This is a genomic window from Micromonospora sp. NPDC003197 (assembly GCF_053590565.1).
The window spans coordinates 205,016-230,096 of the sequence record NZ_JBSFTE010000008.1; the positions used below are offsets into that span (position 1 = coordinate 205,016).

Annotated in this window: 21 protein-coding genes; 5 read left to right on the top strand and 16 right to left on the bottom strand. The window is 70.3% G+C overall.

The features are described from left to right. Positions 1–43 precede the first annotated feature (43 nt). The 8 genes from mnhG to ACWDV4_RS11925 form a co-directional block, all read right to left on the bottom strand. Positions 44–400, bottom strand: a complete 357-nt coding sequence (gene mnhG / locus ACWDV4_RS11890; protein ID WP_449977129.1) for a monovalent cation/H(+) antiporter subunit G — start codon at positions 398–400, stop codon at positions 44–46. Further along, positions 397–657 (bottom strand): monovalent cation/H+ antiporter complex subunit F, encoded by a 261-nt coding sequence (locus ACWDV4_RS11895; RefSeq protein WP_449977131.1) that lies wholly within the window; start codon positions 655–657, stop codon positions 397–399. Before ACWDV4_RS11895 ends, mnhG begins: the two co-directional genes overlap by 4 nt. Beyond that, positions 654–1,394 carry a Na+/H+ antiporter subunit E gene (locus tag ACWDV4_RS11900; protein ID WP_449977133.1) on the bottom strand — a complete coding sequence of 247 codons (741 nt, stop codon included), beginning with the start codon at positions 1,392–1,394 and terminating at the stop codon, positions 654–656. The genes ACWDV4_RS11895 and ACWDV4_RS11900 overlap by 4 nt, the downstream gene beginning before the upstream one ends. Beyond that, the gene (locus tag ACWDV4_RS11905) at positions 1,391–2,896 is read right to left on the bottom strand and encodes a Na+/H+ antiporter subunit D (RefSeq protein ID WP_449977136.1); all 1,506 of its coding nucleotides are present in this window, start codon (positions 2,894–2,896) and stop codon (positions 1,391–1,393) included. Before ACWDV4_RS11905 ends, ACWDV4_RS11900 begins: the two co-directional genes overlap by 4 nt. Further along, on the bottom strand, positions 2,893–3,375 hold the full coding sequence (locus ACWDV4_RS11910) for a Na(+)/H(+) antiporter subunit C (protein ID WP_449977139.1): 483 nt from the start codon (positions 3,373–3,375) through the stop codon (positions 2,893–2,895). Before ACWDV4_RS11910 ends, ACWDV4_RS11905 begins: the two co-directional genes overlap by 4 nt. After that, complete coding sequence (locus ACWDV4_RS11915; protein WP_449977142.1) at positions 3,372–6,167, bottom strand: Na+/H+ antiporter subunit A; 2,796 nt, start codon at positions 6,165–6,167, stop codon at positions 3,372–3,374. The genes ACWDV4_RS11910 and ACWDV4_RS11915 overlap by 4 nt, the downstream gene beginning before the upstream one ends. A 168-nt stretch (positions 6,168–6,335) precedes the next feature. Then, positions 6,336–6,737 carry a hypothetical protein gene (locus ACWDV4_RS11920; RefSeq protein ID WP_449977145.1) on the bottom strand — a complete coding sequence of 134 codons (402 nt, stop codon included), beginning with the start codon at positions 6,735–6,737 and terminating at the stop codon, positions 6,336–6,338. Between the two features lie 135 nt (positions 6,738–6,872). Continuing rightward, positions 6,873–7,202 carry a hypothetical protein gene (locus tag ACWDV4_RS11925; RefSeq protein WP_449977148.1) on the bottom strand — a complete coding sequence of 110 codons (330 nt, stop codon included), beginning with the start codon at positions 7,200–7,202 and terminating at the stop codon, positions 6,873–6,875. A 214-nt stretch (positions 7,203–7,416) separates the two neighbouring features. Between ACWDV4_RS11925 and ACWDV4_RS11930 the strand changes: the two genes are divergently transcribed. After that, positions 7,417–12,072, top strand: coding sequence for an ATP-dependent helicase (locus ACWDV4_RS11930; RefSeq protein ID WP_449977150.1), 4,656 nt, complete (start codon positions 7,417–7,419; stop codon positions 12,070–12,072). Positions 12,073–12,185: 113 nt separating this feature from the next. Here the strand turns inward: ACWDV4_RS11930 and ACWDV4_RS11935 are convergent, their stop codons facing one another. From ACWDV4_RS11935 to ACWDV4_RS11945, 3 genes are all read right to left on the bottom strand, one after another. Continuing rightward, positions 12,186–12,911, bottom strand: a complete 726-nt coding sequence (locus tag ACWDV4_RS11935) for a hypothetical protein (RefSeq protein ID WP_449977153.1) — start codon at positions 12,909–12,911, stop codon at positions 12,186–12,188. A 55-nt stretch (positions 12,912–12,966) separates the two neighbouring features. Next, positions 12,967–13,665, bottom strand: a complete 699-nt coding sequence (locus ACWDV4_RS11940) for an alpha/beta fold hydrolase (protein WP_449977156.1) — start codon at positions 13,663–13,665, stop codon at positions 12,967–12,969. A 74-nt stretch (positions 13,666–13,739) separates the two neighbouring features. After that, the gene (locus ACWDV4_RS11945) at positions 13,740–14,219 is read right to left on the bottom strand and encodes a GNAT family N-acetyltransferase (protein ID WP_449977236.1); all 480 of its coding nucleotides are present in this window, start codon (positions 14,217–14,219) and stop codon (positions 13,740–13,742) included. Positions 14,220–14,475: 256 nt separating this feature from the next. Between ACWDV4_RS11945 and ACWDV4_RS11950 the strand changes: the two genes are divergently transcribed. Together ACWDV4_RS11950 and ACWDV4_RS11955 are read left to right on the top strand one after the other, a co-directional pair. Beyond that, positions 14,476–14,721 (top strand): CPCC family cysteine-rich protein, encoded by a 246-nt coding sequence (locus ACWDV4_RS11950; RefSeq protein WP_312881863.1) that lies wholly within the window; start codon positions 14,476–14,478, stop codon positions 14,719–14,721. A gap of 239 nt (positions 14,722–14,960) precedes the next feature. Continuing rightward, the gene (locus ACWDV4_RS11955) at positions 14,961–15,767 is read left to right on the top strand and encodes a DNA-formamidopyrimidine glycosylase family protein (protein ID WP_449977160.1); all 807 of its coding nucleotides are present in this window, start codon (positions 14,961–14,963) and stop codon (positions 15,765–15,767) included. Positions 15,768–15,832: 65 nt separating this feature from the next. Here the strand turns inward: ACWDV4_RS11955 and ACWDV4_RS11960 are convergent, their stop codons facing one another. Then, positions 15,833–17,068: a hypothetical protein gene (locus ACWDV4_RS11960; RefSeq protein ID WP_449977163.1), complete on the bottom strand. Its 1,236-nt coding sequence runs from the start codon at positions 17,066–17,068 to the stop codon at positions 15,833–15,835. A gap of 181 nt (positions 17,069–17,249) precedes the next feature. On the opposite strand from ACWDV4_RS11960, the gene ACWDV4_RS11965 reads away from it, so the two are divergent. Both ACWDV4_RS11965 and ACWDV4_RS11970 read left to right on the top strand, forming a co-directional pair. After that, positions 17,250–17,744 carry a type II toxin-antitoxin system PemK/MazF family toxin gene (locus ACWDV4_RS11965; RefSeq protein WP_449977165.1) on the top strand — a complete coding sequence of 165 codons (495 nt, stop codon included), beginning with the start codon at positions 17,250–17,252 and terminating at the stop codon, positions 17,742–17,744. A gap of 267 nt (positions 17,745–18,011) precedes the next feature. After that, positions 18,012–21,662, top strand: coding sequence for a hypothetical protein (locus tag ACWDV4_RS11970; protein ID WP_449977166.1), 3,651 nt, complete (start codon positions 18,012–18,014; stop codon positions 21,660–21,662). A gap of 23 nt (positions 21,663–21,685) precedes the next feature. Here the strand turns inward: ACWDV4_RS11970 and pspM are convergent, their stop codons facing one another. The 4 genes from pspM to ACWDV4_RS11990 form a co-directional block, all read right to left on the bottom strand. Continuing rightward, positions 21,686–22,492 carry a phage shock envelope stress response protein PspM gene (gene pspM / locus ACWDV4_RS11975; RefSeq protein ID WP_449977168.1) on the bottom strand — a complete coding sequence of 269 codons (807 nt, stop codon included), beginning with the start codon at positions 22,490–22,492 and terminating at the stop codon, positions 21,686–21,688. A gap of 29 nt (positions 22,493–22,521) precedes the next feature. Further along, entirely contained in the window at positions 22,522–23,385 is an 864-nt protein-coding gene (locus ACWDV4_RS11980) for a PspA/IM30 family protein (protein WP_449977171.1), read from the bottom strand. Between the two features lie 217 nt (positions 23,386–23,602). Further along, entirely contained in the window at positions 23,603–24,187 is a 585-nt protein-coding gene (locus ACWDV4_RS11985) for a helix-turn-helix domain-containing protein (RefSeq protein WP_449977173.1), read from the bottom strand. A 371-nt stretch (positions 24,188–24,558) separates the two neighbouring features. Continuing rightward, on the bottom strand, positions 24,559–25,074 hold the full coding sequence (locus tag ACWDV4_RS11990) for a CinA family protein (RefSeq protein ID WP_449977175.1): 516 nt from the start codon (positions 25,072–25,074) through the stop codon (positions 24,559–24,561). Between the last annotated feature and the right edge of the window lie 7 nt (positions 25,075–25,081).

The following is a 25,081-nucleotide window of genomic DNA, read 5'->3' on the forward strand; positions in this document are numbered from 1 at the left end:
CTCTCAGCGCTCAGGTGCCCACCTCTGAGCGTCGCGCGCCGGGTTAGTCGGCGTGGTGGCGGACCGGCTGGTCGGCGAGTTCGTCCACGACCAGACGTTCCTTCTCACACCGGCCGGCCCGGTAGGCGGCCCGCCCGACGAGATGCGCGGCAATCGGGGCGGTCGCCAGCTGAAATACGCCCACCAGCAGCAGGGTGGTCAGATCCGGCCCGGTACGCAGCCGCAGCCCCACCCCGATCAGGATGAGCAGCAGGCCCAGCACCTGCGGCTTGGTGGCGGCGTGCATCCGGGACAGCACGTCGGGAAAGCGCACCAGCCCCACTCCCGCGATGAGGCTCAACAGCGCCCCGATGATCAGGCAGACGGCCGCCAGGATGTCCATGATCTCGCCCCCGGTCACGACTCCTCCCGCGCCACGAAGCGGACGACGCCCACCGAACCGACGAAACCGAGGATGGAGAGGACAACCATGATCGGCAGGGTGGTGGCGTGCCGGTTGATCGCCGCCTCCGTACCGAGGGCACCGACCACCACGGAGAGCAGGACGTCGGTGGCGACGACCCGGTCGAGCAGGGAGGGACCACGGGCGATCCGAATGAGGGCGAGCACCGCCGCGATGGCGAGCAGAGCGGTGACGATCACGACGACGGCGGTCATATGATTGCTCCTCGGTCGATGGGAGACTGCTGCAACTGACGCAACTCGGCCTTCGAACCGACTGCCCGGAGGATCCGGGCCTCCAGGTCCAGCACGTCCTGGCGAGCCTGGTCCAGGTCCTCGGGGCCCCGGACGTCGAGTACGTGGACGTAGAGCACGCCGGCGGACCGGTCCACCTCCACGATGAGGCTGCCCGGGACCAGCGACACCGCCTCGGCGGTCAGCGTGAGGTTGAGGTCCGAGCGCACCCGCAGCGGTACGGCGATGATCGCGTTGCGCGGCTGGTAGCGCGGTCGCAGGGCGGTCCAGGCGACCTGGGCGCTCGCTGTGATCAGGTCGTAGATGAACCGTGTTCCGAACCGGAGCAGGCCGATCGGGCGGAGCCGCCCCTCGAAGGTCACTGGCGGCAGCGGGAAGAACAGCAGCACCACCAGCGCCACGGCCAGACCACCGACGATGTTGCCCCAGGTGAACTCACCCCACAGCAGGTTCCACACCAGGATCAGCCAGCCCACCGCGACCGCCTGGTCCCGCCATCGGGTACGCGGCGGAACGACCCGCGGGGTCTCCGGCTCCAGCTCGGTCAGCGGTGACTCGATCACTGGTGACTCCGACAACTCCGACCGCTTCCGCTGTTCGACGCTGGGTGGCGGTGGCGGGGCGGAAGGCTGAGTAGTCGGCTCAGCCGGCCGCTCCGCTGGCGGCTCAGCGGAGGGCTGCGCTGGTGGCGGGGTCACGGCGTACCTCCTGGGAAGACCGCATCGACGTACGGGGAGCGTTCTCGCAGGTGCTCGGCGGCGTCGGCGCTGACCTCGTAGAGCGGCCCGGCGACCAGGGTGAGTGCCACCCCGAGCAGGACCAGGGCGAGGGTCGAGCCCACCATCAGCGGGGACAGCCGGGACGGCACGTCGGGCGAGTCCACCTTGGGGGCCCGCCAGAAGGCCATGTTCCAGACCTTCATGATCGCGTAGAGGGTGAGCAGACTGGTGATGGTGCCTCCGGCAACCAACATCCAGGGCAGTACCCCGCCGGCCGACACCCCGGCCTGCAACAGGCCGACCTTGCCGAGGAAGCCGGAGAACGGCGGGATGCCGGCGAGGTTGATGGCGGGCAGGAAGAACAACACCCCGAGCAGGGGCGCTATCCGGCCGAGCCCGCCAATCCGTTCCAGGTTGGTGCTGCCGGCCCGCCGCTCCAACAGCCCGGTGGCCAGGAAGAGGGTGGTCAGGATGATGATGTGGTGCACCACGTAGAAGATCGCCCCGGCCAGGCCGGCGGTCGTGGCCAGCGCCACCCCGAAGATCAGGTAACCGATGTGCCCCATCAGGGTGAACGACAGCAACCGTTTGATGTCGGACTGGGCGACCGCACCGAGGATGCCGACCAACATGGTCAGTAGCGCCACCACCATCAGCACGTCGGATACTCGGCCGCCGGGGAACAGCAGCGTCTCGGTCCGGATGATCGCGTAGACACCGACCTTGGTGAGCAGGCCGGCGAAGACCGCGGTGACCGGCGCGGGTGCGGTCGGATAGCTGTCCGGCAACCAGGATGACAGCGGGAAGACCGCTGCCTTGATCCCGAACGCCAGTAGCAGCATCAGGTTCAGCACCAGCCGCAGGTTGTCCGGCAGCGCGTCGAGCCGGTCGACCAGTTGGGCCAGGTTGAGGGTGCCGGTGGCCGCGTAGATGAGCCCGATCGCACTGAGGAAGATCAACGACGAGAGCAGGCTGACCACGACGTAGGTCGTACCGGCCCGGATCCGTACGTCGGTGCCACCCAGGGTGAGCAGCACGTAGCTGGCCGCCAGCAGGATCTCGAAGCCGACGAAGAGGTTGAACAGATCGCCGGAGAGGAAGGCGTTGGTCACGCCGGCGGTCAGCACCAGATAGGTCGGGTGGAAGATCGCCAGCGGAGTGCCCTCGTCGCCGTCCTCCCGCCCCTCGCCGATCGAGTAGAGCAGCACGCACAGGGTCACCGCAGCGGAGACCACCAGCATCAGCGCCGAGAGTTGGTCGGCGACCAGCACGATGCCCACCGGCGCGGGCCAGCCGCCGACGTTCACCACGAGGGGGCCGTCCCGGTAGGCCGCCACCAGTAGCGCCGCCGCCACCGCAAGGGTGGCGGTGAGCACGAGCACGCTGACCGCCCGCTGGGCGCGGGGGTGCCGGGCCAGCACCAACGTCAGCGCGGCACCCAACAGTGGCATGACCACCGGAAGCGGTACGAGAGTGTTCACTTGGTCGCCTCGTTCCCGCCCTGCCGCCGGGTCGTCGGCCCGGGGTCGAGCTTCTCCAGGTCATCGCCACTGTCGTCGATGCCTTCGTCGTCGGTGTCGTCGAGACCGGAGGCGGCGTCCCGTTCGGCACGTTCCGCGATCCGCCGGTCCTCCAGGTCGTCCTGGACCTCGTCGTGGCCGAACAACTGCCAACTGCGGTACGCCATGGCGAGCAGGAAGGCGGTCATCCCGAGCGTGATCACGATGGCGGTCAGCACCATCGCCTGGGTCAACGGATCGCTCATCTCCTCTTCCGGGGTGACGCCCACAATCGGCGCACCGCCGTTCGTGCCGCCCACCAGGATCAGCAGGTTGACCCCGTTGCCGAGCAGGATGATGCCGAGCAGCACCCGGGTCAGGCTGCGTTCCAGCAGCAGCGACACGCCACAGGCGAACAACACCCCGATGACGACCACCAGGACCAGGTTCGGGCTGTTCATTCCGCCTCCTCGATCTGCCGGTCCACTTCGGCACCCAGGCTGCGCAGGATGTCCAGTACCAGGCCGATCACGATCAGATAGACCCCGATGTCGAAGAAGAGCGAGGTCACCAGGTGGATGTCGCCGATGACCGGTAGGTGCAGGTCGACCACGGCGCTCTGCAGCACGTCACCGCCGAGCAGCATGGCCACCACGCCCGTACCGACGGAGAGGAACAGCCCGGCCCCGAGCACCAGGCCGGCGTCCACCGGTGCCGCCTCGTCCAGTTCATACCGACCACCGGCGAAGTACCGGACGGTCAGCGCCAGCCCGGCCACCAGGCCACCGGCGAATCCGCCGCCGGGTGCGTTGTGCCCGGAGAACATCAGGTAGATGGAGAACAGCACGATGGTGTGGAACAGCAGTCGGGTGACCACCTCGAAGACGATCGAGCGGCGCCGTTCCCGCAGTGTCGGGCCGCCCCGCAACCAGATCCGGTAGCCCCGGGGCCGGCGGCTGGGCGTGGGTAACTCTGGCCGACGGGGCACCGGGCCACCACGCGGCCGGATGAAGATCAGGCTGGCTACCCCGGTGGCCGCCACCAGCAGCACCGAGATCTCGCCCATGGTGTCCCAGGCCCGGATGTCGACGAGGGTCACGTTGACGACGTTGCGCCCGTGTCCGTACGACACGGCCAACTCGGGGAAGTCGACCGAGATCGGGATAGCCTCGCGCCCCCCTGCCGCAGCCAGTGCCAACGCCGACATGACCACCCCGACCGCCACACCGATGGCGATCCGGACCCACCGGGTACGCCGTAACGGCCGGGCCGAGAACTTGATCGGCAACCGGCGCAGCACCAGTACGAACACCACGATGGTGACGGTCTCCACCAGGAACTGGGTGAGTGCCAGGTCGGGTGCTCCGTACAGAACGAACATCATCGCGGTGCCGTATCCGGTCACGCCGACCAGCACCATGGCGGCGAGCCGCCGGGTGGCTCGTACGGCCAGCACGGCGGCGGTGGCCAGCACCAGCCCGACGACCAGTTGCAGCGGGCTGTCCCAGAGATCGACCCGCTGTGGCCAGACCCGCCCGAGCAGCAGGGCACCCCCCGGGCCGACCACCAGGACCAGCAGGATGATGCCCAGATACTGGGGCAGGGAACCGCGCTGGGTGGCGGCGGTGACCTCGGTGGCGAACCGGTCCAGCCAGCCGGTGACCCGCTGGTAGGCGCTCACCCCGTCGATGGGGGCCCGGACCCGCCGGACCATGGGGGTGACCCGCTCGCGGAACACGAAGAGCAGACCACCGCCGAGTAGCGCGATGGCCGACAGGGCCAGCGGTGGGGTGGCACCGTGCCAGAGCGCCAGGTGGTAGCCGGTCGGGCCGACCCAACCGGCGTACGGGGTGAGCAGCTTGTCCACGACGGCGGCCAGCGGGCCGAGGGCGAGTCCGGCCAGCGCGAGCAGCCCGATCGGGGCGAGCATGCTCACGCCGGCCGGTCGCGGTTGGCTGGGCTCGACGTCGGGCTTACTGGCGAAGGCCCCCCAGACGAACCGGATGCTGTAGCCGGCGGTGAGGGTGGAGCCGAGCACCAGTGCGGCGAGCACGATCCAGTTGTCGGCGAACGACTCGAACACCGCCTCCTTGGCGACGAAGCCGAAGAGCGGTGGGAGGCCGGCCATGGAGGCGGCGGCGAGGACGGCCGCGCCGAAGAGGACCGGTGTACGGCGCCACAGCCCGGACAGTGCGCGCAGGTCCCGGGTGCCGGCGGTGCGGTCGATGGCACCGACGATGAGAAAGAGCGCCGCCTTGAACAACGCGTGGGCGAGCAGCATGGCGGTGCCGGCGAGCGCGGCGTTGCGGTGCCCGGCGCCGGTGACCACGATCAGCAGGCCCAGCTGGCTCACGGTGCCGTACGCCAGCAGCAGTTTCAGGTCGGTCTGGCGCAGCGCGGCCCAGCCGCCGGAGAGCATGGTGACCACCCCGGCGACGGTGACGATCACGGTCCAGCCGGTGGTGAGTGCGAAGACCGGGGCGAGCAGCGCGACGAGGTAGACGCCGGCCTTGACCATGGCGGCGGCGTGCAGGTAGGCGCTGACCGGCGTGGGGGCGGCCATGGCGGCGGGTAGCCAGAAGCTGAGCGGGAAGATTGCCGACTTGGACAGCGCCCCGATCAGGATCAGCACCAGCGCCGTGGCCAGGTAGCCGGCACCGGGCCGGGGCGCGTTGATCAGCTCGGACCAGCGGTAGGTGCCGGCGTGCTGGCCGAGCATGATGAAGCCGATCAGCATCGCCAGGCCGCCCAGGGTGGTGACCACCAGGGCTTGGAAGGCGGCCCGGCGGCTGGCCCGCTTCTCCGGGTTGTGCCCGATCAGCAGGTAGGAGAAGACGGTGGTCAACTCCCAGAAGACGTAGAGCAGGAGCAGATCGTCGGAGACGACCAGGCCGAGCATCGCGCCGGCGAAGCCGACGAACACCCCGGCGAACCGGCCGAGGCCGGGTTCGTCGGCGTCGAAGTAGCGGGCGCAGTAGACCAGTACGGCCGCGCCGACGCCGCCGACCAGCAACATCATCAGCCAGGAGAGCGTCGTGACGCGCAGGGCCAGGTCGAGGTTGATCTGCGCGATCCAGGGGTACGTCTCGGCGACCGCCCCACCTTTGCTCATCACCTCGGTGTGCGCGGCGGCCCAGACGAAGGTGGCGGCGGGGGCCAACGCCAACAGGTAGAAGGCACGCCGACCCCACCATCGGACGAAGAGCGGTGCGCAGATCGCCACGGCAAGGTGGAGGGTCAGCAAAAGCAGCACACGTACTCCAGGTAGACGTCAGCATGGGCCCCTGTCGAGGGTCCATGACTGCGGCGGATCAGACGGCAGAAAGCCGGAGATATGGATGAGCCGGGCCGATAGAACGGACGGCGGTACGGTGTCGGACCGGTCGGGACGACCGGCGGGTGGGAACCGTGGGGAGGGGCGTCAGGCGGGCGGTGCGCGGCTGGGGTTGCCGGGCACGGCCCGCGAGGACAACGCCGGTTCGGAGCGGCCGATCAGGGCCGGTTCCGCCGATCCCAGCGAGGCGACCCACACCGGGGCTGACCGGGTCACGGCGGGTAGCTGCCCGGCCCCGGGCTGATGCCGTTCCTCGAAGCTGTGTTCGCGGGCGGATGCCTCGCTGCCGGCTGTCTTCTCGTCGTCCCGGCCCACGGAGGGGGTGGGATGGAAGAGTGCGGCGCCGATGGAGGCGGGCCCGGCGGCGATGGCGACGGCGGGCGCGGCGGCGAAGCCGGCACCGAGCACCGAGGTGATGGAGAGAATGACGAAGAGGGCTGCGGCGATCAACCAGCCGACGGGTCGGCGCATCAGCAGCACTCCGCCCACATCGCCTCCCGCATCCGCTCGCTGAGGAGAAAGTGTAACCGGTCGGTTGAGTCGTTACCGGTCGTCGATGTTTCGGCCTTGTGACGAGTGCCTCCACGCACCGGCCTGGTGCCGGCTGCACCGCCCAGGCCGGAGTTACGACTCGACGACCAGGTCCGGGCGCCCGAGTTGCACGACGATCTTGTTGACCACCCGCTGTGCTGCGGCAAGTGAGCCCACGGGGAGCAGATGGTCCCGACTCTCCCGGCGCAGGACGAAGTAGTGCACGGCGGCTCGTACTCGGGCCCGGTCGGCGGCGCTGGCAGCGGTGGTGACGACGACCAGCTCACGAAGGGCAGCCGCGAGTTGCTCGGCGAGTTTGAGGTCGGCACCGCGCAGGCCGGGACGCACCGAGGCGAGGTGACTGTTCACCTTGCGAATGAGGACATCGGTGCCGTGTTGGTTGCCTCGCTCGACGACGGCCATCTGGTCCTCCTTGGCCTCGACCCGGCATTGCGAGAAAAGTTACTTTACGTTGTTCCGCCCAAGCAAGCAGTTAAGTAAGACTTAAAGCCACAGAACGGGCAGACCACAGCTGTTCTTCATGTTGTCGCCTCGCACACCGCCAGCGCCTGCGGAACCTGTCCGACCCGCGAGGCAGGATGGAACCCGTGATCGACGTACTGGCGGGGCGGGGTTGATGGCGAGGCCCGACGTGACAGCTCGGTTCGCACCCGCGACCCGAGAGTGGTTCGCTGCCGCCTTCGCCGCCCCCACTGCCGCCCAGGCCGGCGCGTGGGAGGCGATCAGCGCCGGACACCACGCGCTCGTGGTCGCGCCGACCGGCTCCGGCAAAACCCTCGCCGCGTTCCTGTGGTCGCTGGATCGGCTGACCCGTGAGACACCACCCGAAGATCGACAGCGTCGGTGCCGAGTGCTCTACGTCAGCCCGTTGAAGGCGCTCGCGGTCGACGTCGAACGCAATCTGCGTACCCCGCTGACCGGCATTCGGCACGCCGCGACCCGGCTCGGCATCCCGCCACCGGAGATCACCGTCGGTATGCGTACCGGCGACACCCCGGCCGACGAGCGGCGGGCGTTCGCACGTACCCCGCCGGACATTCTGATCACCACGCCCGAGTCGCTGTTCCTGCTGCTCACCTCCGCCGCCCGGGACTCCCTGCGCGGCGTCGAGACGGTGATCATCGACGAGGTGCACGCCGTGGCCGGCACCAAACGCGGTGCCCACCTGGCGCTCTCCCTGGAACGCCTGGACGCCCTACTGTCCCGGCCGGCCCAGCGGATCGGGCTCTCCGCCACCGTACGGCCGGTCGACGCCACGGCCCACTTCCTCGGCGGTGCACAGCCGGTGACGGTCGTCGCCCCGGCCACCGCCAAGACGATCGAGGTCAGCGTCCAGGTGCCGGTCGAGGACATGACCCGGCTGGACGAGGCGGACGAGTCGGTCGACGACGAGCTGGGCGGTCCGCCCCGCCGCGCCTCGATCTGGCCGGCGGTCGAGGAACGCGTGCACGACCTGATCCGCGCACACCGCTCCACCATCGTCTTCACCAACTCGCGGCGCAGCGCCGAACGGTTGTGTGCCCGGCTCAACGAGCTGGCCGCCGCCCACGACGGCACACCCGTACCGGCCCCGACCCGGCCACCGGCCGAGCTGATGGCCCAGTCCGGTACGGCCACCGGCGCCGCCCCGGTGATCGCCCGCGCCCACCACGGCAGCGTCTCCCGGGAGGAACGCAAACACATCGAGGAGGCGCTCAAGTCCGGGCAGCTCCCCGCCGTGGTGGCCACCTCCAGCCTGGAACTCGGCATCGACATGGGCGCGGTCGACCTGGTCGTGCAGATCGAGGCACCGCCCAGCGTCGCCGCCGGTCTGCAACGGGTGGGCCGGGCCGGACACCAGGTCGGCGCGGTATCCCGGGGCGTCGTCTTCCCGAAGCACCGGGGCGACCTGCTCTCCTGTGCCGTGGTCGCCGACCGGATGGCCGACGGTGGGATCGAGGAACTGCACAGTCCGCGCAACCCACTCGACGTGCTCGCCCAGCAGATCGTGGCGATGGTCGCGCTCGACCAGTGGCGGGTCGCCGATCTCGCCGCCCTGGTCCGGCGCGCGGCCCCGTTCGCCGAGCTGCCCGACTCGGCACTGCACGCGGTGCTGGACATGCTCTCCGGCCGCTACCCCTCCACCGCCTTCGCCGAGCTGCGCCCCCGGCTGGTCTGGGACCGGGCAGCCGACCTGCTCACCGGCCGACCCGGCGCGCAGCGGCTGGCGGTGACCAGCGGCGGCACCATCCCCGACCGGGGCATGTTCGGGGTCTTCCTGGCCGGTGCGCAACGGGCCGCCCGGGTCGGCGAACTCGACGAGGAGATGGTCTACGAGTCACGTGTCGGCGACGTGTTCCTGCTCGGCTCCTCGTCGTGGCGGATCGAGGAGATCACCCCGGACCGGGTACTGGTCTCCCCCGCCCCGGGGCAGGCGGCCCGAATGCCGTTCTGGAAGGGCGACTCGCTGGGCCGACCGGTCGAGCTGGGGCGGGCCATCGGTGCCCGGGTGCGCGCCCTGGCCCGACAGGACGACGAGACCGCCACCTCGGCGCTGCGCGCGGGTGGGCTGGACGACTGGGCGGCCGGCAACCTCGTCGCCTACCTGCGTGAACAGCGAGCCGCGACCCGGTCCCTGCCCGACGACCGGACCGTGGTGGTGGAGCGGTTCCGCGACGAGCTGGGCGACTGGCGGCTGGCCGTGCACTGCGTGCTCGGGGCCCGGGTCAACGGCCCGTGGGCGCTGGCCATCAGCCGCCGCCTCAGCGAGCGCTACGGGGTGGACGCCCAGGTCATGCCGGGTGACGACGGCATCGTCGTACGACTGCCCGACACCGCCGACGAACCACCCGGCGCGGAGCTGGTCGCCTTCGACCCAGACGAGATCACCCAACTGGTGGAGGAGTCGGTCGGCGGCTCGGCGATGTTCGCCGCCCGGTTCCGGGAATGCGCCGCCCGCGCGCTGCTGCTGCCCCGACGCGACCCACGCCGCCGCCAGCCACTGTGGCAGCAACGCCAGAAGGCCAACCAACTGCTCGACGTGGCCCGGGACCACCCCGACTTCCCAATCACCCTGGAGGCGGCCCGCGAATGCCTCCAGGACGTCTTCGACGTACCCGGGTTGGTGCAGCTGATGCGCGAACTGGCCGGCCGCCGGGTCCGACTGGTCGAGGTGGAAACCCCCCGGCCGTCACCGTTCGCCCGGTCGCTGCTCTTCGGCTACGTCGGCGCGTTCCTCTACGAGGGCGACGCGCCACTGGCCGAACGCCGGGCCGCCGCGCTGGCGCTGGACTCGACCCTGCTCGGTGAGCTGCTCGGCCGGGTGGACCTGCGCGAACTGCTCGATCCGGCGGTGCTCGCCGAAACCGAGCGACGCCTGCGCTGGCTGACCGACGACCGTCGGCCCCGAGACGCCGAGGACGCCGTCGAACTGCTCCGACTGCTCGGTGACCTCTCCGACGCGGAGTTGACCGAGCGTGGGGTCCGGTCGCAGTGGCTGACCGAGTTGGCCCAGTCCCGGCGGATCCTGCCGGTACGCATCGCTGGTGAGCAGCGCTGGATCGGTATCGAGGACGCTGGCCGACTGCGCGACGCGCTCGGGGTGGCGCTGCCGGTCGGGGTCCTCGATGCGTACCTGGCCCCGGTGGCCGACCCGCTCGGTGACCTGGTCGCCCGGTACGCCCGTACGCACGGCCCGTTCCCGGCCGCCGCCTGTGCCGCCCGGTTCGGGCTCGGTGTCTTCGTCGTCGAGCAGACGCTGCGCCGGCTCGCCGCCACCGGCAAGGTGGTCTCCGGCGAGTTCTCCCCCGACCGGGCTGGGGCCGAATGGTGCGACGCCGAGGTGCTGCGCCTGCTGCGCCGCCGGTCCCTGGCCGCACTGCGCCGGGAGATCGAACCGGTGTCGCCCCGGGCGCTGGCCGACTTCCTGCCCCGCTGGCAGCAGATCGGCGCGTCGAGCCGGGGCGTCGAGGCGGTCGCCGCCGCCGTCGAACAGTTGCAGGGCGTCGCCGTGCCCGCCTCCGCGCTGGAACGGCTGGTCCTGCCCGCCCGGGTCGCCGACTACTCCCCCGCCTACCTGGACGAGCTGTGCGCCAGCGGCGAGGTGGTGTGGGCCGGTTCCGGTTCGATCAGCGGGGGCGACGGCTGGATAACCCTGGCGTACGCCGACACCGCGCCGCTGCTGCTCCCCCCGCCGGACGAGGCGCTGGCCCTGACTCCGCTGCACGAGGCGGTGCTGGCCGCGCTCGACGACGGTCAGGCCCTCTTCTTCCGGGCCCTGGCCGACCGGGTGGGCGGCACCGAGGATCCGACCCTCGGGCCGGTCGACGACGCGGCGCTGGTCGCCGCCATCTGGGACCTGGTCTGGGCCGGCCGGTTGACCAACGACACCCTCGCCCCGCTGCGGGTGACGCTCGGCGGGGGTGGTGCGCACCGGTCCCGCCCGGGTGCGCCACGTACCCGCTACCGGCGGCCCGGCCGGGTGGCGCTGCCCAGCCGTACCGGCCCGCCGACCGTTGCCGGACGCTGGTCGCTGCTGCCCGACCGGGACACCGACCCGACCCGACGCGGTGCGACGCTGGCCGACACGCTACTCGAACGCCACGGGGTGGTCACCCGGGGCGCGGTCGCCGCCGAAGGGGTGACCGGTGGGTTCGCCGCCGTCTACCCGGTGCTGTCGGCGTTGGAGGAACGCGGGGCGGCCCGCCGGGGCTACTTCGTCGAAGGACTCGGGGCCGCCCAGTTCGCCGTACCCGGGGCCGTCGACCGGCTGCGGGCGCTGGCCGAGCCGGGCGGGATCGGCCGTAGTGACCGGGCGGGCGGTGCCGACGGGTGGGACGGGTCCGGGCAGCGGGGCGGGCGCAGCGACGGGTGGGACGGGTCCGGGCAGCGGGGCGGGCGAGCGCTGGTGCTGGCGGCCACCGACCCGGCCAACCCGTACGGCGCGGCCCTGCCCTGGCCGGAGCGGGTGGTCGACTCCGGGGACGGCGTCGAGGTCCCGGCCGGTGGGCACCGGGCCGGACGCAAGGCGGGCGCGCTGGTCGTACTCGTCGGGGGTGAGCTTGTGCTGTACGTCGAGCGCGGTGGCCGTACCCTCTTGTCCTTTGTCGACGATGAGCAGCTGCTCGCGGCGGCGGCCCGGGCGCTCGGCGACGCGGTACGTTCCGGGGCGCTCGGGGTGATGTCGGTCGAGCGGGCCGACGGCGAGGCGGTGGGGCGGTCCTCGCCGCTGCACGCCGCGCTGACCGCCGCCGGTTTCCGGGCCACCCCACGCGGGCTACGGCTACGCGGTTGACCGACCGGTCGCGCCACGAGCCGAGCGATAGATCATCGGATCACAATGCTTCTCACATAGCGACATACAAGCAGGCCTTGTTACTTGGATAGCGACATCGCCACCTGCCGCTGTCAGGAGTTGGTCTGGGTGAGATAGCGCAGACCGCGGTTGAGGAACGTACGCGGGTTCGTGTCCAGGTGTCTGCCCCACGGCGGGTCTGTCTCGCCGCGGATCCAGGCATAGCGGGCCAGCGCGTAGCCGAACATCGGCTCAGTCAGATAACCGAGCCGCGCCGTACGGAAGCTGGTGCGATCCTGGGAGAACTCGAACGCGGAGTTGGCCCCGAAGATGCCCAGCCCGAAGAAGACCGTCAAAAGGTCGGTCAGCGGCTCATGGTCCTCCCGCTGTGCCGAGATCCGGTCGTCGCCCAGCAGCAGCACATGCCCCAACTCGTGGGCGATGGTCGCCACCAGCGCCATCGGCGACTTCGCCTGGCCATCGGAGATCGAGACAACCGAGCGGCCATCACGTACCTGGTAATGCCCTGCCGCACCCGTCGATCGCCAGTTCATCGGCACGTACGCGGACAACTCCGGGTCGACATCCTCGGCGTAGTGCTCCAGCACGATCCGGTCCGGGTTGATGTCCATGTGTGTACAGAGCAGGTCGAGAACCGATTTGATGTCCGAGCGACGGCCCTGGTAGGCACCGGGAAAGAAGTCGTCGGTCGGCAGTACGACCGTGCCGTGCAACCGGGCACTGCCGAATTCGTCCAGCAGCCAGTCCAGCGAGCTATCGATCCAGTCCTGCTCGATCTGCCGCACCGGGCACTTTGCGCGCCCCCACCACCATGCCACGGCACGATTGTGGGATGACGCCGCAACGCCGGCGTATTGACGCTTGACGGACGTGTCAGGCTGCGACGGCGTCGAGCAGGACGCGGGCTAACTCCTCCGGCTGGGAGAACATCGGCCAGTGACCAGTGTCCATCTTGACCAGCTGCCAGTGCCCGCTGGTCAGCAGTGCCGACACGGTCGGGTTCGGTTCGGGGCCGTCCAGCAGGCACTTGACGTACGTCGTGGGAAGAGCGCCGAGCGGCCGGGCCAGCACGGCCGGCTCGGTCAGGGTGGCCCCCGGGTGGCGGGTCGCGCCGGCCACGAACCGGGCGATCTGGTCGTCGGTAAGGCCCTGGCCCGCGCAGTCGGCGGCGGTCAGGGGTGCCCAGAAGCCACCGTTCTCGGCGATCGTGGCGATGAACGCCGCCGGCCCCTGCCACCAGCCGGAGGCGAAGGATTCGCCGTCGACCGGCACCTCGGAGTCGACGAAGACCACCCGGGTCAGCCGCTCGCCGATCCGTTCGGCGGCCTGACCAACCGGGATGCCGGAGTAGCTGTGCCCGACCAGGACGACGTCCCGGAGGTCGTGGCGTTCGACCATGTCGACAATGTCCTGGACGTGGGTCTGCTGGCCGGCTGGCACGCCCTGCTTCTCGGCGAGGCCGGAGAGCGTCAGTGGGTGCACCCCGTGCCCGGCAGCACGTAGCGCCGGCACCACCTCGTCCCATGCCCACGACCCGAGCCACGCGCCTGCCACCAGTACGAATTCCGCCATGCCGGCAAGTTAGCACGCCCGTTCGAAGAGTCGCCTGTGGCCAGTGGGCCGGACTCCTGCGATTACGACCCTTTCTAGCTTTGGTCGTCGGCGGGGCGCTCGAAGATGATTTCGAGACCGTCTTCCTCGTCCCACTGCTCGCCGACCTCGGTAAAACCGAACCCGGCAAGCGTGGCCAGGGACGCGGCGTTGTCGGGGCTGATCGTCGCCCGTACGGTCTGGACGTCTGGTTCGGCGGCGGCCCGACGCAGCAGTTCGGCGAGCATGGCCCGGGCGTAGCCCCGGCGGCGATGGGCAGGGTCGACCGAGTAGGCGATCTCCACCGTGCCCGCCTCGTTAGGGGGTCCGTGGAACCCGGCGTGGCCGACGACGATCCCCTCGGGCTCAGCTACCGCCGCGCGGGCGATCCAACGGGCGCTGGCCGGGTCGGCGGCCATCTGGTCGACACGAAGTCGCCACAGCCAGCTCGCCTCGTCGGTCACGAAGTAGTCGGTGAGTACGACGCCAGCCTCGACACTAGCCCGGGCCAGGTCCTGCTCCAGCAGCGCGGTCATCGCCGTACGGGACAGTTCCACGAAACGCACCGATCGTGGACTGTTCGGGGTACGCGGCTCTGGGCCACCTTCGTTCGTCACGGCATGGATGATCGCGCCGTCCCGGGCCGGTAACCAGTCAATTTTGCGCCCGCCCGGTCAATGTCAGCTGATATCTGCGAGAGCGTCCAGGAGCGACCCGCTCTGACCATTCTGGACGGTTTCCCCACTCGGGTGCCAGGTACCGGCTCACCGATCGCTGTGAAATGCTTACCGAGTGAACAAGCATTCGATTGATATCGATGCGTGCCCCTGCTGTGGCTACCGGACCGGATGTGAAACCTGCCCCGTCTGCTTCTGGACGGACGACGGCCGACGCGACCAGGAGGCCGACATCGTGCGGGACGGCCCCAACGGTGACCTGACCCTCTCCCACGCCCGGCTCAACTTCGCCATCTACGGCGCCTGCCATCCCCGCTACCAGGACACCGTCCGCCCGCCGAGGCCCGACGAGCTGCCCTGACGATCCCCCACCAGCCCCAACCAGCCCCACCCAGCCCCAACCAGCCCCGCCAGCCCCGCCAGCCCCACCATCCGCCCCGTCGGCCGGAGCACCTCCGGCCGACGCCGACGCTGACGCGAGCCCCACACCAGAACCGGTCGACATCAGCGCCAGCACCGAACCTGGCCCCACAAAGCCGTACGACAGGCAGCTCGCCGCGTTTCACGGCGAAACCGACGGATCGCGGCCAGGATGGACGGATGCCCGAGGGTGACACGGTGTGGCTGACCGCCCGCGTACTACAGGACGCACTGGCCGGTTCCCGGTTGACCGCATCCGACTTCCGGGTGCCACGGCTGGCCACCGTCGACCTGGCCGGCTGGCTCGTGACTGAGTCGACCAGCCGGGGCAAGCATTTGCTCCTGCGCCTGGCCGCCCCGGACGAGCGGCGGCTGACCCTGCACTCGCATCTTCGGATGGAGGGCGCTTGGCGGACGTACGCCCCGGGCGAGCGCTGGACCGGCGGCCCGTCCCACCTGATCCGGGTGGTATTGCGTACCGCAGCACGAGTCGCCGTCGGATACCACCTGCACGACCTGGCGCTACTGCCGACGGCTGCCGAGACCGATTTGGTCGGCCACCTTGGGCCTGACCTGCTCGGACCGGACTGGGACCTGGACGAGGCGGTACGTCGACTCGCCGCCCACCCGGACACGCAGATCGCCGACGCCCTGCTTGACCAACGGAATCTGGCCGGTATCGGCAACGTCTACAAGTGCGAGGTGCTGTTCCTGCGTGGCGTTTCACCGTGGACCCCGGTACGCGACGTACCGGATCTGCCCGCCCTGGTGTCGCTGACTTACCGGCTGTTGGTTGCCAACCGGTCGCGGTGGGGTCGGAGCACCACCGGCTCGACCCGGCCGGGTCAGGCCAGCTATGTGTACGGCCGCCGAAGCCGCCCCTGCCTGCGCTGCGGCACCCCGATCCGCTCAACGGGTCAGGGGGAGCGGATCACCTACTGGTGCCCGGTCTGCCAGCCGCCACCGCCGACCAACGGCGCTCCTTGATCAACGTGTTAGGAAGGGCCCCTTCCTCTACAAAATGCGATAACAAGGGGCCCTTCCTAACACAGCTAGCAGGTGGGGACGGTGCCGCCGGTGACGGTGGAGATGTACGCGTGGCTGATGTACTGCCCAGTGGCCAGGCGGTTCCACCTGGTCGTGGTGCCGTACGGGCCGCTGACCGACTGGCCGCTGACCCAGCACTCGATCGGCACCATGGCGTACGTCGCCGCGTACCCCTTGCTCGCGTAGCTGGTGCCCGGTCCGCTGCGGATGTTGAGCGGGCCGCTGCCGATCCGTCCCCGGGGACCGCTGCCGGTCCACAGGTACGCGACGTCGACCCAGGCGTTGTCGGTCAGCAGCAGCCCGTCCCAGAAGGTGCCGTCGGCCAGGTCGATACCGGCCGGGCTGGCCACAGTACGACCGAACTGGTCCTTGCCGCCGTTGTAGCCGTCCTGGTAGGCGGCCTGCGCCTCGGGTTTGCCCTGCGGCAGGTCCTGCCACGACTCGCGGACGCTCGACGGGTTCCAGTAGTCGTCCTTGGTGTTCCACGGCCCGACGTCCCAGACCGGCGCGTACTCGCATCGGCTGCCGCTGGTGGTGCAGACCCGGACGGTGTAGTCACCGGTGTTCTTCGGTGCCAGGCCCCGCCGGGAGGGCAGGGCGACGAAGTGGTCCCGGGACGTGATCACGTGCCCGTTCGCGGTGGTGCCACCGACCAGTCCCTCCCGTGTGGCGTACACCCGGTAGGTCAGCCCCGGGGTCGCGGCGGCCGTCACCGCTACCGTGTCGACGGAGAGGCTCAGTTCCCGCGCGGTCGGGGCGGCGGCGAGCTGCTCGGCGGTCAGCGTCACCCGGGCCTGGACCTGACTCACCGGCTGGTCGAAGACGGCCGGCTCGGCGGCGGCCGAGCGCCACTCCGTCCAGCCCGCCGACCGCCAGCCGCGTACCTCGACGTCGACCGTGCCGCCGGCCGGTACGTCGGCGGTCAGTTCGGCGCGTACCCGGTTGGCCGGGGTCGTGAGCGAATGTGGGGTGAGCACCAACATGCCCTCGACGGCGGTGGTCCGACGCTGACCGGCGGAAAGCCCGGCCGGGCCGGCGAGGCGTAGACCATCGGTCCGCGTGTACACCACATTGACGTCGTCCCCGTCGATGGTGGACAGATCGACGCGCCACTGCTGGCGGTCGGGGTTTGACGCCGGGGCTGTACCAGTGGCGGCCGTGGCCGGTGTCGCGGCCAGGACCGCGACGATGGCGCCGGCCACTGCGGTGACCAGGCGTGGACGGGATCTGCGGTACGTCATCACACACTCCTTGCGGGCCGCCAGTCGGCGACGACTGCTCAATGCCGATAAATGTATCGATCGATGCGATGTAGAAAATCACCACCATGATCGATAGTCAAGAAGGAAAGCTCCAGCCGACGCCGGGTCAGCGGACTGGCCGGATCAGCGGGCTGGCAGTACGGGGAATAGGCTGCCCGCCGTGGCAAATCTCTTGAAGAACGTGGCGGCAACGATCAGCCGACTGACCAGGAACCGCGCCACGGCAGCGGGGAGTCCCCGCACCATACCGGCACAGGTCGCTCGACGTCGCCAGCTCGGCGCACTGCAACGCCGTCAGCTGACCTACGCCCCGGAACTGGACGGGCAGGCCGATCCGGGCGAGATCGTGTGGACCTGGGTGCCGTACGAGGACGACCCCCGACAGGGCAAGGACCGCCCCGTACTGGTCGTCGGACGCCACAGTCGGACCCTGTTCGGCCTCATGCTGTCCAGTCAGAGCGACCGGAACGGCCAACGACACTGGTTCGCCCTCGGCCCCGGCGCCTGGGACAACGCCAACCGGCCCAGTTGGGTCCGCCTCGACCGAGTCCTCACCATGCGGGAAGACAGCATCCGGCGTGAGGGTGCGGTGCTGGACCGCGCCCGGTTCGACCGGGTCAGTCAGGCGCTGCGCGCCGGCTACGGCTGGTCCTGACCGCGGCCGACCGCTCCTCCGCCGCAACTGACCACTCCTTCGCCGTATCCACTGGACACGTTCGGCAGTTATCTGCTTACGGATGGTCAGCGTCGCGGACTGGTGATGGCGACCGCTCCGGCTAAAACCGTAGCCATGCTCGGGCTGGGCCTGTGGCCGTGCTCGGGCTGGGCTCGGGCTGGGCTCGGGCTGGGCCCGGGCCTGTGCTCAGCCTGGGCCGTGCTCGGGTTGGACCCGGGGCCGTCGAGCCGTCGCCTGGGGAGGAGCATGCTCATGTTCAAGAGGCTCGCGGCGATCCGCTCCGCGCGTACCGCTCACTCGGCGACGGAGGGCGACCGGCCCACGGTGCCCTCGGCTCGCGTCGCCACCGAACGCCCAGCGGAACCACCGGCGGCGCTGGACCCAGGCGCGCCGCCGGACTACTTCGGATTCATCCCGAACTACGCCAACAGCCCACTGCCCCGCCTCGATTCGGCCGGTCGGGTGGCGCCCGGCACCGGGATCCGCAAGTTCGTCGACTCGCTGCCCGGCCTCGGGCCGGCCAACCAGAACGACCTGGGCAACTACCTGCCGGTGGCAGTACCCGACACCATCACCTACCCGGGCTGCGACTACTACGAGATCGGGTTGCAGCAGTACAGCCAGCAACTGCACCAGGATCTCCAGATGACCCGGCTCCGGGGCTACCGCCAAGTCAACAACGGTACGGACGCCAATGGCCACAACACGGTGACGCCGCCAAACCGGGTACACCACCTCGGGCCGGTGATCGTGGCGCACCGCAACCGCCCGGTCCGAATCAAGTTCATCAACCAACTGCCCACCGGCCCGGCGGGCAAACTCTTCCTGCCGGTCGACCCCACCGTTCCCGGTGCCGGCATCGGACCACTGAGCGGAGCCGGACCATTGGGCGGCACCGGGCCCCTGGCCGGAGCCGAGACATACCCGCAGAACCGTGCGGTGCTGCACCTGCACGGGGGTGCGACGCCGTGGATCAGCAGCGGGACGCCCGACCAGTGGCTCACCCCGGCTGGGGAGGCCACCCGGTACGCCACCGGGGCGGGGCTGGCCAACGTGCCGGACATGACGGAGCCGAACCAGGGCGCGGTGACCCTGTTCTATCCGAACCAGCAGAGCGGCCGACTGCTGTGGCTGCACGACAACACCGCCGGCCTCAGCCGCCTGACCGTCCATTCCGGACAGCTCAGCCTCTATCTGCTCGACGACCCGGCGGAGCAGCGGCTGGTGGCCGACGGCATCCTGCCCAGCGAGCAGATTCCGCTGGTGATCCAGGACAAGACCTTCGTGCCCGACGACGACCAACTGGCCGCTCAGGACCCGACCTGGGACCGGGCCGCCTGGGGGGCACGCAGCAACCTGTGGTTTCCGCACGTGTACATGCCCAACCAGAACCCGTACAACGAGTCCGGATCGAACCGGATGGGCCGCTGGGACTACGCGCCGTGGTTCTGGCCACCGTCGACCGGGACGGTGCACGGGCCGGTGCCCAACCCGTACCACGACCCGGATGGGGCACCCTGGCAACCGCCGGTCGCCCCGGGTACGCCGAACCCGTCCATCGTGCCCGAGGCGTACCTGGACACCCCGCTGGTCAACGGCTGCGCCTACCCGTACCTGCGGGTGCTGCCGAAGGCGTACCGGTTCCGGATCCTGAACGCCTGCAACGACCGGGCGCTCAACCTCCAGCTCTACTACGCGGCTTCCAATGCCCCGATGTGGAATCCGGACGGCTCGCTACAGGACGGCGGCGCTGGCGAGGTGCCGATGGTGGAGGCCGCCGCCACGCCCGGCTTCCCGGCAGACTGGCCGACCGACGGCCGACCCGGCGGGGTGCCCGACCCGGCGTCGACCGGGCCGGAGATGATTCAGATCGGCAACGACGGTGGCCTGCTACCGGCCCCGGTGGTGCTGGCCAACCAGCCGATCAACTACGCCTACCACCGCCGCGAGGCCACGACACTGAACCTCTGCGCCCACACCCTGCTGATCGGGCCGGGCGAGCGGGCCGACGTGATCGTCGACTTCTCGTCCGCGCCCCCCGGCTCGAAGATCATCCTCTACAACGACTGCCCGGCCCCGATCCCGGCCTTCGACGCCCGCTACGACTACTACACGGAGGATGCCGACCAGACGCAGCACGGTGGGGCGCCCTCCACGCTGCCCGGCTACGGACCGAACATCCGGACCCTGCTGCAGTTCCAGGTGGTCGGCACCCCGTCGGCCCCGTTCGACCTGGCGGCGTTGGAGGAACGGCTACCCCGGGCGTACGCCGCCAGCCAGCCGCCGCCGATCGTGCCGCAGCAGGCGTACGACCCGGCACTGGGCACCCAGACCGAGCGAAACACCTACGTGCCGATCCAGGACACCTCGATCACCTTCACGCCCTTCGGCGGAATCGGGCCGGTGACCCTGCCGCTGCTGCCGAAGGCGGTCGCGGAACAGTTCGAGTCCGAGTACGGCCGCACCTCCACCCGCCTCGGTGTCGAACTGCCCAGCACCAGCGCCCTGGTCCAGACGACCATTCCGTTGGGGTACGCCGATCCACCGACGGAGACGCTCTTCGCCTCGGACCTCTCCACTCCGATCGGTTCGGACGACGACGGCACCCAACTGTGGAAGGTCTCCCATCACGGCGTGGCCACCGAATTCGTCCACTTCCATCACGTCAACGTTCAGTTGATCAATCGGGTAAGCCGGAACGGGGTGATCCGACCGCCCGATCCCAACGAGTTGGGCTGGAAGGACACCGTACGACTGAACCCGCTGGAGGACACGATCGTGGCGATGCGCCCGGCGCTGCCCGAGCCACTGCCCTTCAAGATCACAGACAACGTACGACTCTCCGACCCGACCCGGGTCGCCGGAACCGCCCAGGGCCTCGTGCAGGTCGACCCGCACAGCGGCGAGCCGGCGCTGGTCACCAACCGGGAGGTGAACCTGGGCTGGACGTACGCCTGGCAGGGCCAACTCCTCGGGCACGCCGACGGTGAAATGGCCCGGCCGCTGGTGCTGCGGGTGTCACCGGCCGCGCCCACCGGGCTGACCGCCACCCCGTCCCCCGGCTCGGCCACCCAGCTACCGGCGATCGCGCTCGTCTGGACCAACAACGCCACCCGACCGGCGGCCACCATCAACCTGATCCAGCGCGCCACCGACGTCACCTTCAGCACCAACCTGGCCAACCTCAACGTCCCGGCCAACGCCAGTGCGCACACCGACTCGACGGTGACCCCGGGGGTGACCTACTACTACCGCATCCGGGCCGAGAACGCGGTCAGCTGTTCCGCCTGGTCCGGCACGGTCTCCACAGTGGTACGACTGCTCGCCCCCACCGGGCTGACCGTGGCCGTGCCGCCAGCAGCCCCGTTACGGGCGAGTCTGGCCTGGACCAACCGCTCCTTCGCCACCAGCATCGACGTGCAGCGGGCCACCAACCCGACCTTCAGCGCCGGCCTGGTCACCCGGTCGATCCCCGTCACCAGCACCTATCTGGACAGCACCGTCGCCGGGAACACGACCTACTACCACCGGGTTCGCACCAGCTACCTCGGCGCGTCGTCCCCCTGGTCCAACGTGTCCTCGACGGCCACACCCGCACCACCAACGGCCCTAACCAACCTCACCGCCACCGCCGTCGCGGCCGGCACGGACGCGGCCACCGTCGAACTGAGCTGGACCGAGCCGAGCGGCAGCGCGGTCAGCGGCTGCACCATCCAACGGGCCACCGATCCGAGCTTCACCGCCGGCCTGGCGACCTTCAGCGTCACCAGCGCGAGCCACTGTTTCAGCAACACCGGCCTGACCCGGGGTACGACCTACTACTACCGCATCCGAGCTGGTAACGCCGCCGGGCTCTCCGCCTTCACCGCCCCGGTCTCCGTCACCACCCCACCGTGACCGGGTTCGAGCCGGCGCAGCTCTCAGTGGCTGGCCTGTGGGGTGCTCCGGCCGGTCGGTCCCGCCGCCGGATCACCCAGCGAACGCAGCTCGGCCAGACTGGTGGCAACGCCGTGCAGCAACGCGGTGGCCTCGTCGAGCTGCGCCGCAGCGGGATGTTCCCCGGCTGTCCGGCCCTCCTCGGCCAGGTAGCCGGCCGCCGCCGCGACCAGCTTCTCGTAGGCCGTCACTCCCCCGTCGAGTTGCTCGGTCAGGTTGCGGTGGGCCGCCTTCAGCGCCGGTCGGGACTCGGCCGGCGCGCGCCGCAGCGACTTATCCACACTGACCACCCGGCTGGCCAGCTCGCGTAGCGATCGTTCCGCAACGGCGGCCTCCAGCACCGCAGGCGCGGCGGGACCGGTCAACCGATTGGCGAAGCCGGCCAGCGTCGAGGTGGCCCGATTCAGCCGGGCCCACGGACGCGCGGCGGCGGAGCCGCGCAGCGCCAGCCGGGACCGTCCCCGGCGTACCCCGGTCAGCACCCTGCGGCCGGCCGGCAGCCGCTCGACGGCGGCTGCCAACCGGGCCTGGGTCAGCTCGGCCGACCGTTGCTCGGGGGGCGGCGGGGCCGGCTGCGCGGCCAACGCCCGCAGGTCGGACCAACGCCACAGAGCCAGCGTGATGGATCCACCGGCGGCAGCGGCCCAGAACGCGTCGGGCAACCCCAAACCGCTGTACGGGGTGAGGATCGCCGCGGCACCGCCCAGACCACCGCCCAGCACACTCCACCGTCGGGCGGACCGGCGCAGCTTGCGCAATTGCCGGAAGTAACGAGCCCGCTGGTCCGCCACGACAGCCCTCCTAGCTCAGGCCGGCCGCCTCAGCTGGCGGCGCTGGTGTCGCCCGTGCCCTTGTCCCGGGCCATGCTGGCCCGGATCTCGTCCAACCGGGCGACGCTGGCCGGGTCGGCGGCCGGCGCGTTCTGGGTGACGCTGGGTTGAGCCGGGGAACCGGCCAGTTTCTCGCCCGCCATGCTCGACCGGATCTGCTCCAGCCGGGACGAGCCGGCCAGGTCCAGCGTGCTCTTCTGGACCTCAAGCATCCGCCCCTCGACCGAGTTACCGGCCAGTTCGGCGCGGCCCATCGCGTTGGCGTACCGCCGCTCGATCTTCTCGCGTACCTCGTCCAGGGAGGGGGTGTTGCCAGGTGCGGCCAGCGACGACATCGACTCCAGCGACCGGGCCACGCTCTCCTGCATCTTGGCCTGTTCGAGCTGGCTGAGCAGCTTGGTACGCTCGGCCAGCTTCTGCTGGAGGATCATCGAGTTGTTCTCGACCGCCTGCCGGGCCTGGGCAGCGGCACCAATGGCCTGATCGTGCAGCGCCTTGAGGTCTTCGGCCGACTGCTCGGCGGAGACGAGCTGGGTGGCTAGGGTCTGCGCGGTCTGCTCGAACTTGGTGGCCTCCGCCTCGTCGCCAGCGGCCCGGGACCGGTCGGCGAGCACCAGCCCCTGCCGGGCCATCGCCTGGAGACGCTCGACCTCGGACATCTGCCGGGAGAGTCGCATCTCCAGCTGACGCTGGTTACCGATGACCGCGGCAGCCTGTTGCACCAACGCCTGGTGCTGCCGCTGCGCCTCCTCGATGGCCTGCTGGATCTGCACCTTGGGATCGGCGTGCTCATCGATCTTGGCGCCGAACAACGCCATCAGGTAACGCCAGCCCTTGACGAACGGGTTCGCCATATTCGCAGTATCCCCTCAGTGTCATCGCCTCTACCGGCCGCGCCGGATCGACCTGGCGAACGGCGCGGTGGCTTTCCATGGTCGCAGCCGAATGCCACCCCCGGCAAAGAACCGTAGCGGGTTGCCAGCGGATGGACGCCAAGCGCAGGTGCCCGACGAGCATGGCCTGGGGATGCCGCCGATCAGGGCCATGCTGGGGCTCGGTACGACGCGCTGGTCAGGCTGCGACGACGGCGCACGGCTCGGATTTGGCCGACCGGACCCGGCGGGTCGTCCGCAAGGTGGCCTTCAGCGGCGAATCCTGGCGGACCGAAACCGAGACGTTGCCGTCGGTCGTCACGCGATGCACCGACGGGGTTGGCGTCATCCGGCGCGAGCCCAGGCCGGCACCAGCGCTGGCCATCGCGGGTTCAGGCGCCGCCGCAGGGGTGGTAGCCGTCGAAGGAGCGCCGGCCGGTGTACCGGAGGTGGCCGGCTCAGTGGCGGCGCTGGTAGCAGCGGATGTCTGCGCCGATCCGGCTGCCCGCACCGACTGCTCGGTGACCGGCACCAGCACGCCAGTCATCTGCTCGGCCAGGGCGACCGTGTCACCCACCTCGCGCAGCAACTCGGAGAGCTGCGCGCCGAGGGCTGCGCAGATGGCGGCGAGCAGTTCGCTCGACGCCTCCTTCTGCCCTCGTTCGATCTCGGACAAGTAGCCCAGACTGACGTTGGCTGCGGAGGAGACCTCACGCAGGGTCCGGTGCTGGCCCTGTCGGCGGGCGCGCAAGGCGTCACCGATTACCCGGCGTAACAGGATCATCGCACCTCCCCCTCACGCGGGACGACTTCCCCGCTCCAGCACTGGCGCCCCCGGCGCTCAACTGAATCATTCCGAACCAGCCCGGCCACCGCCAGAGCCTTTCCGCAACCGTACCCGCTGCCGGCCACCACGACATCCCAGCGCCGCACCGAATCTGCCTCCGGTTCCCGTTCGTCCCGCTCGCTCGTGCCCGCCCGCCCGTGCCCGCTCGCTCGCGCCTGGCGGTCAGCACCGAGTCGACTGGCACGTTGGCTACCCCTCGGGCGAGCTGGCGTGCCGCAGAGCTGGGCGACACCTAGCCAAATTGGCCGCTACCCGGCCGAATTGGTCGACACCCGGCTGAATTGGTCGGCACCCGGCCGAATTGGCCGCTACCCGGCCGAGCCGGCCGAGGCAGCGTGGATCTGGTCCGCCAGCAGGCGTAACGCCACGGTCACCGTATCGGTGCGGATCGTTACCCGATCACCGTCAAGGTCGAGTTCGCGGACCACCGCGCCGGTGGGGCCGGACACCGCCACGAAGACCATGCCGACCGGTTTTCCGTCCTGTGGTTCAGGACCGGCCACCCCGGTGGTCGCCACCCCCCAGTCGGTCCCGCACTGCTGCCGAACCCCCTCGGCCAGCGCCAGCGCCACGTCCGGATCCACCGGTCCCCGTTCCGCCAACAGGCCCTCCGGTACGCCGGCCAGAGACGCCTTCAGGTCGGTGGCGTAGACCACCAACCCGCCCCGGAAGACAGAACTGGCCCCAGCGACGTCCACGATCGTGGCGGCCAGTAGCCCGCCGGTGAGCGACTCGACGACGCCGAAGGTCTCCTTCCGGTCGACGAGCGCGTGCACCACCGCTGCCGCCGGGCTCCCCACCGGCGGGTCGCCGATCTCGGTCATCTCCGCT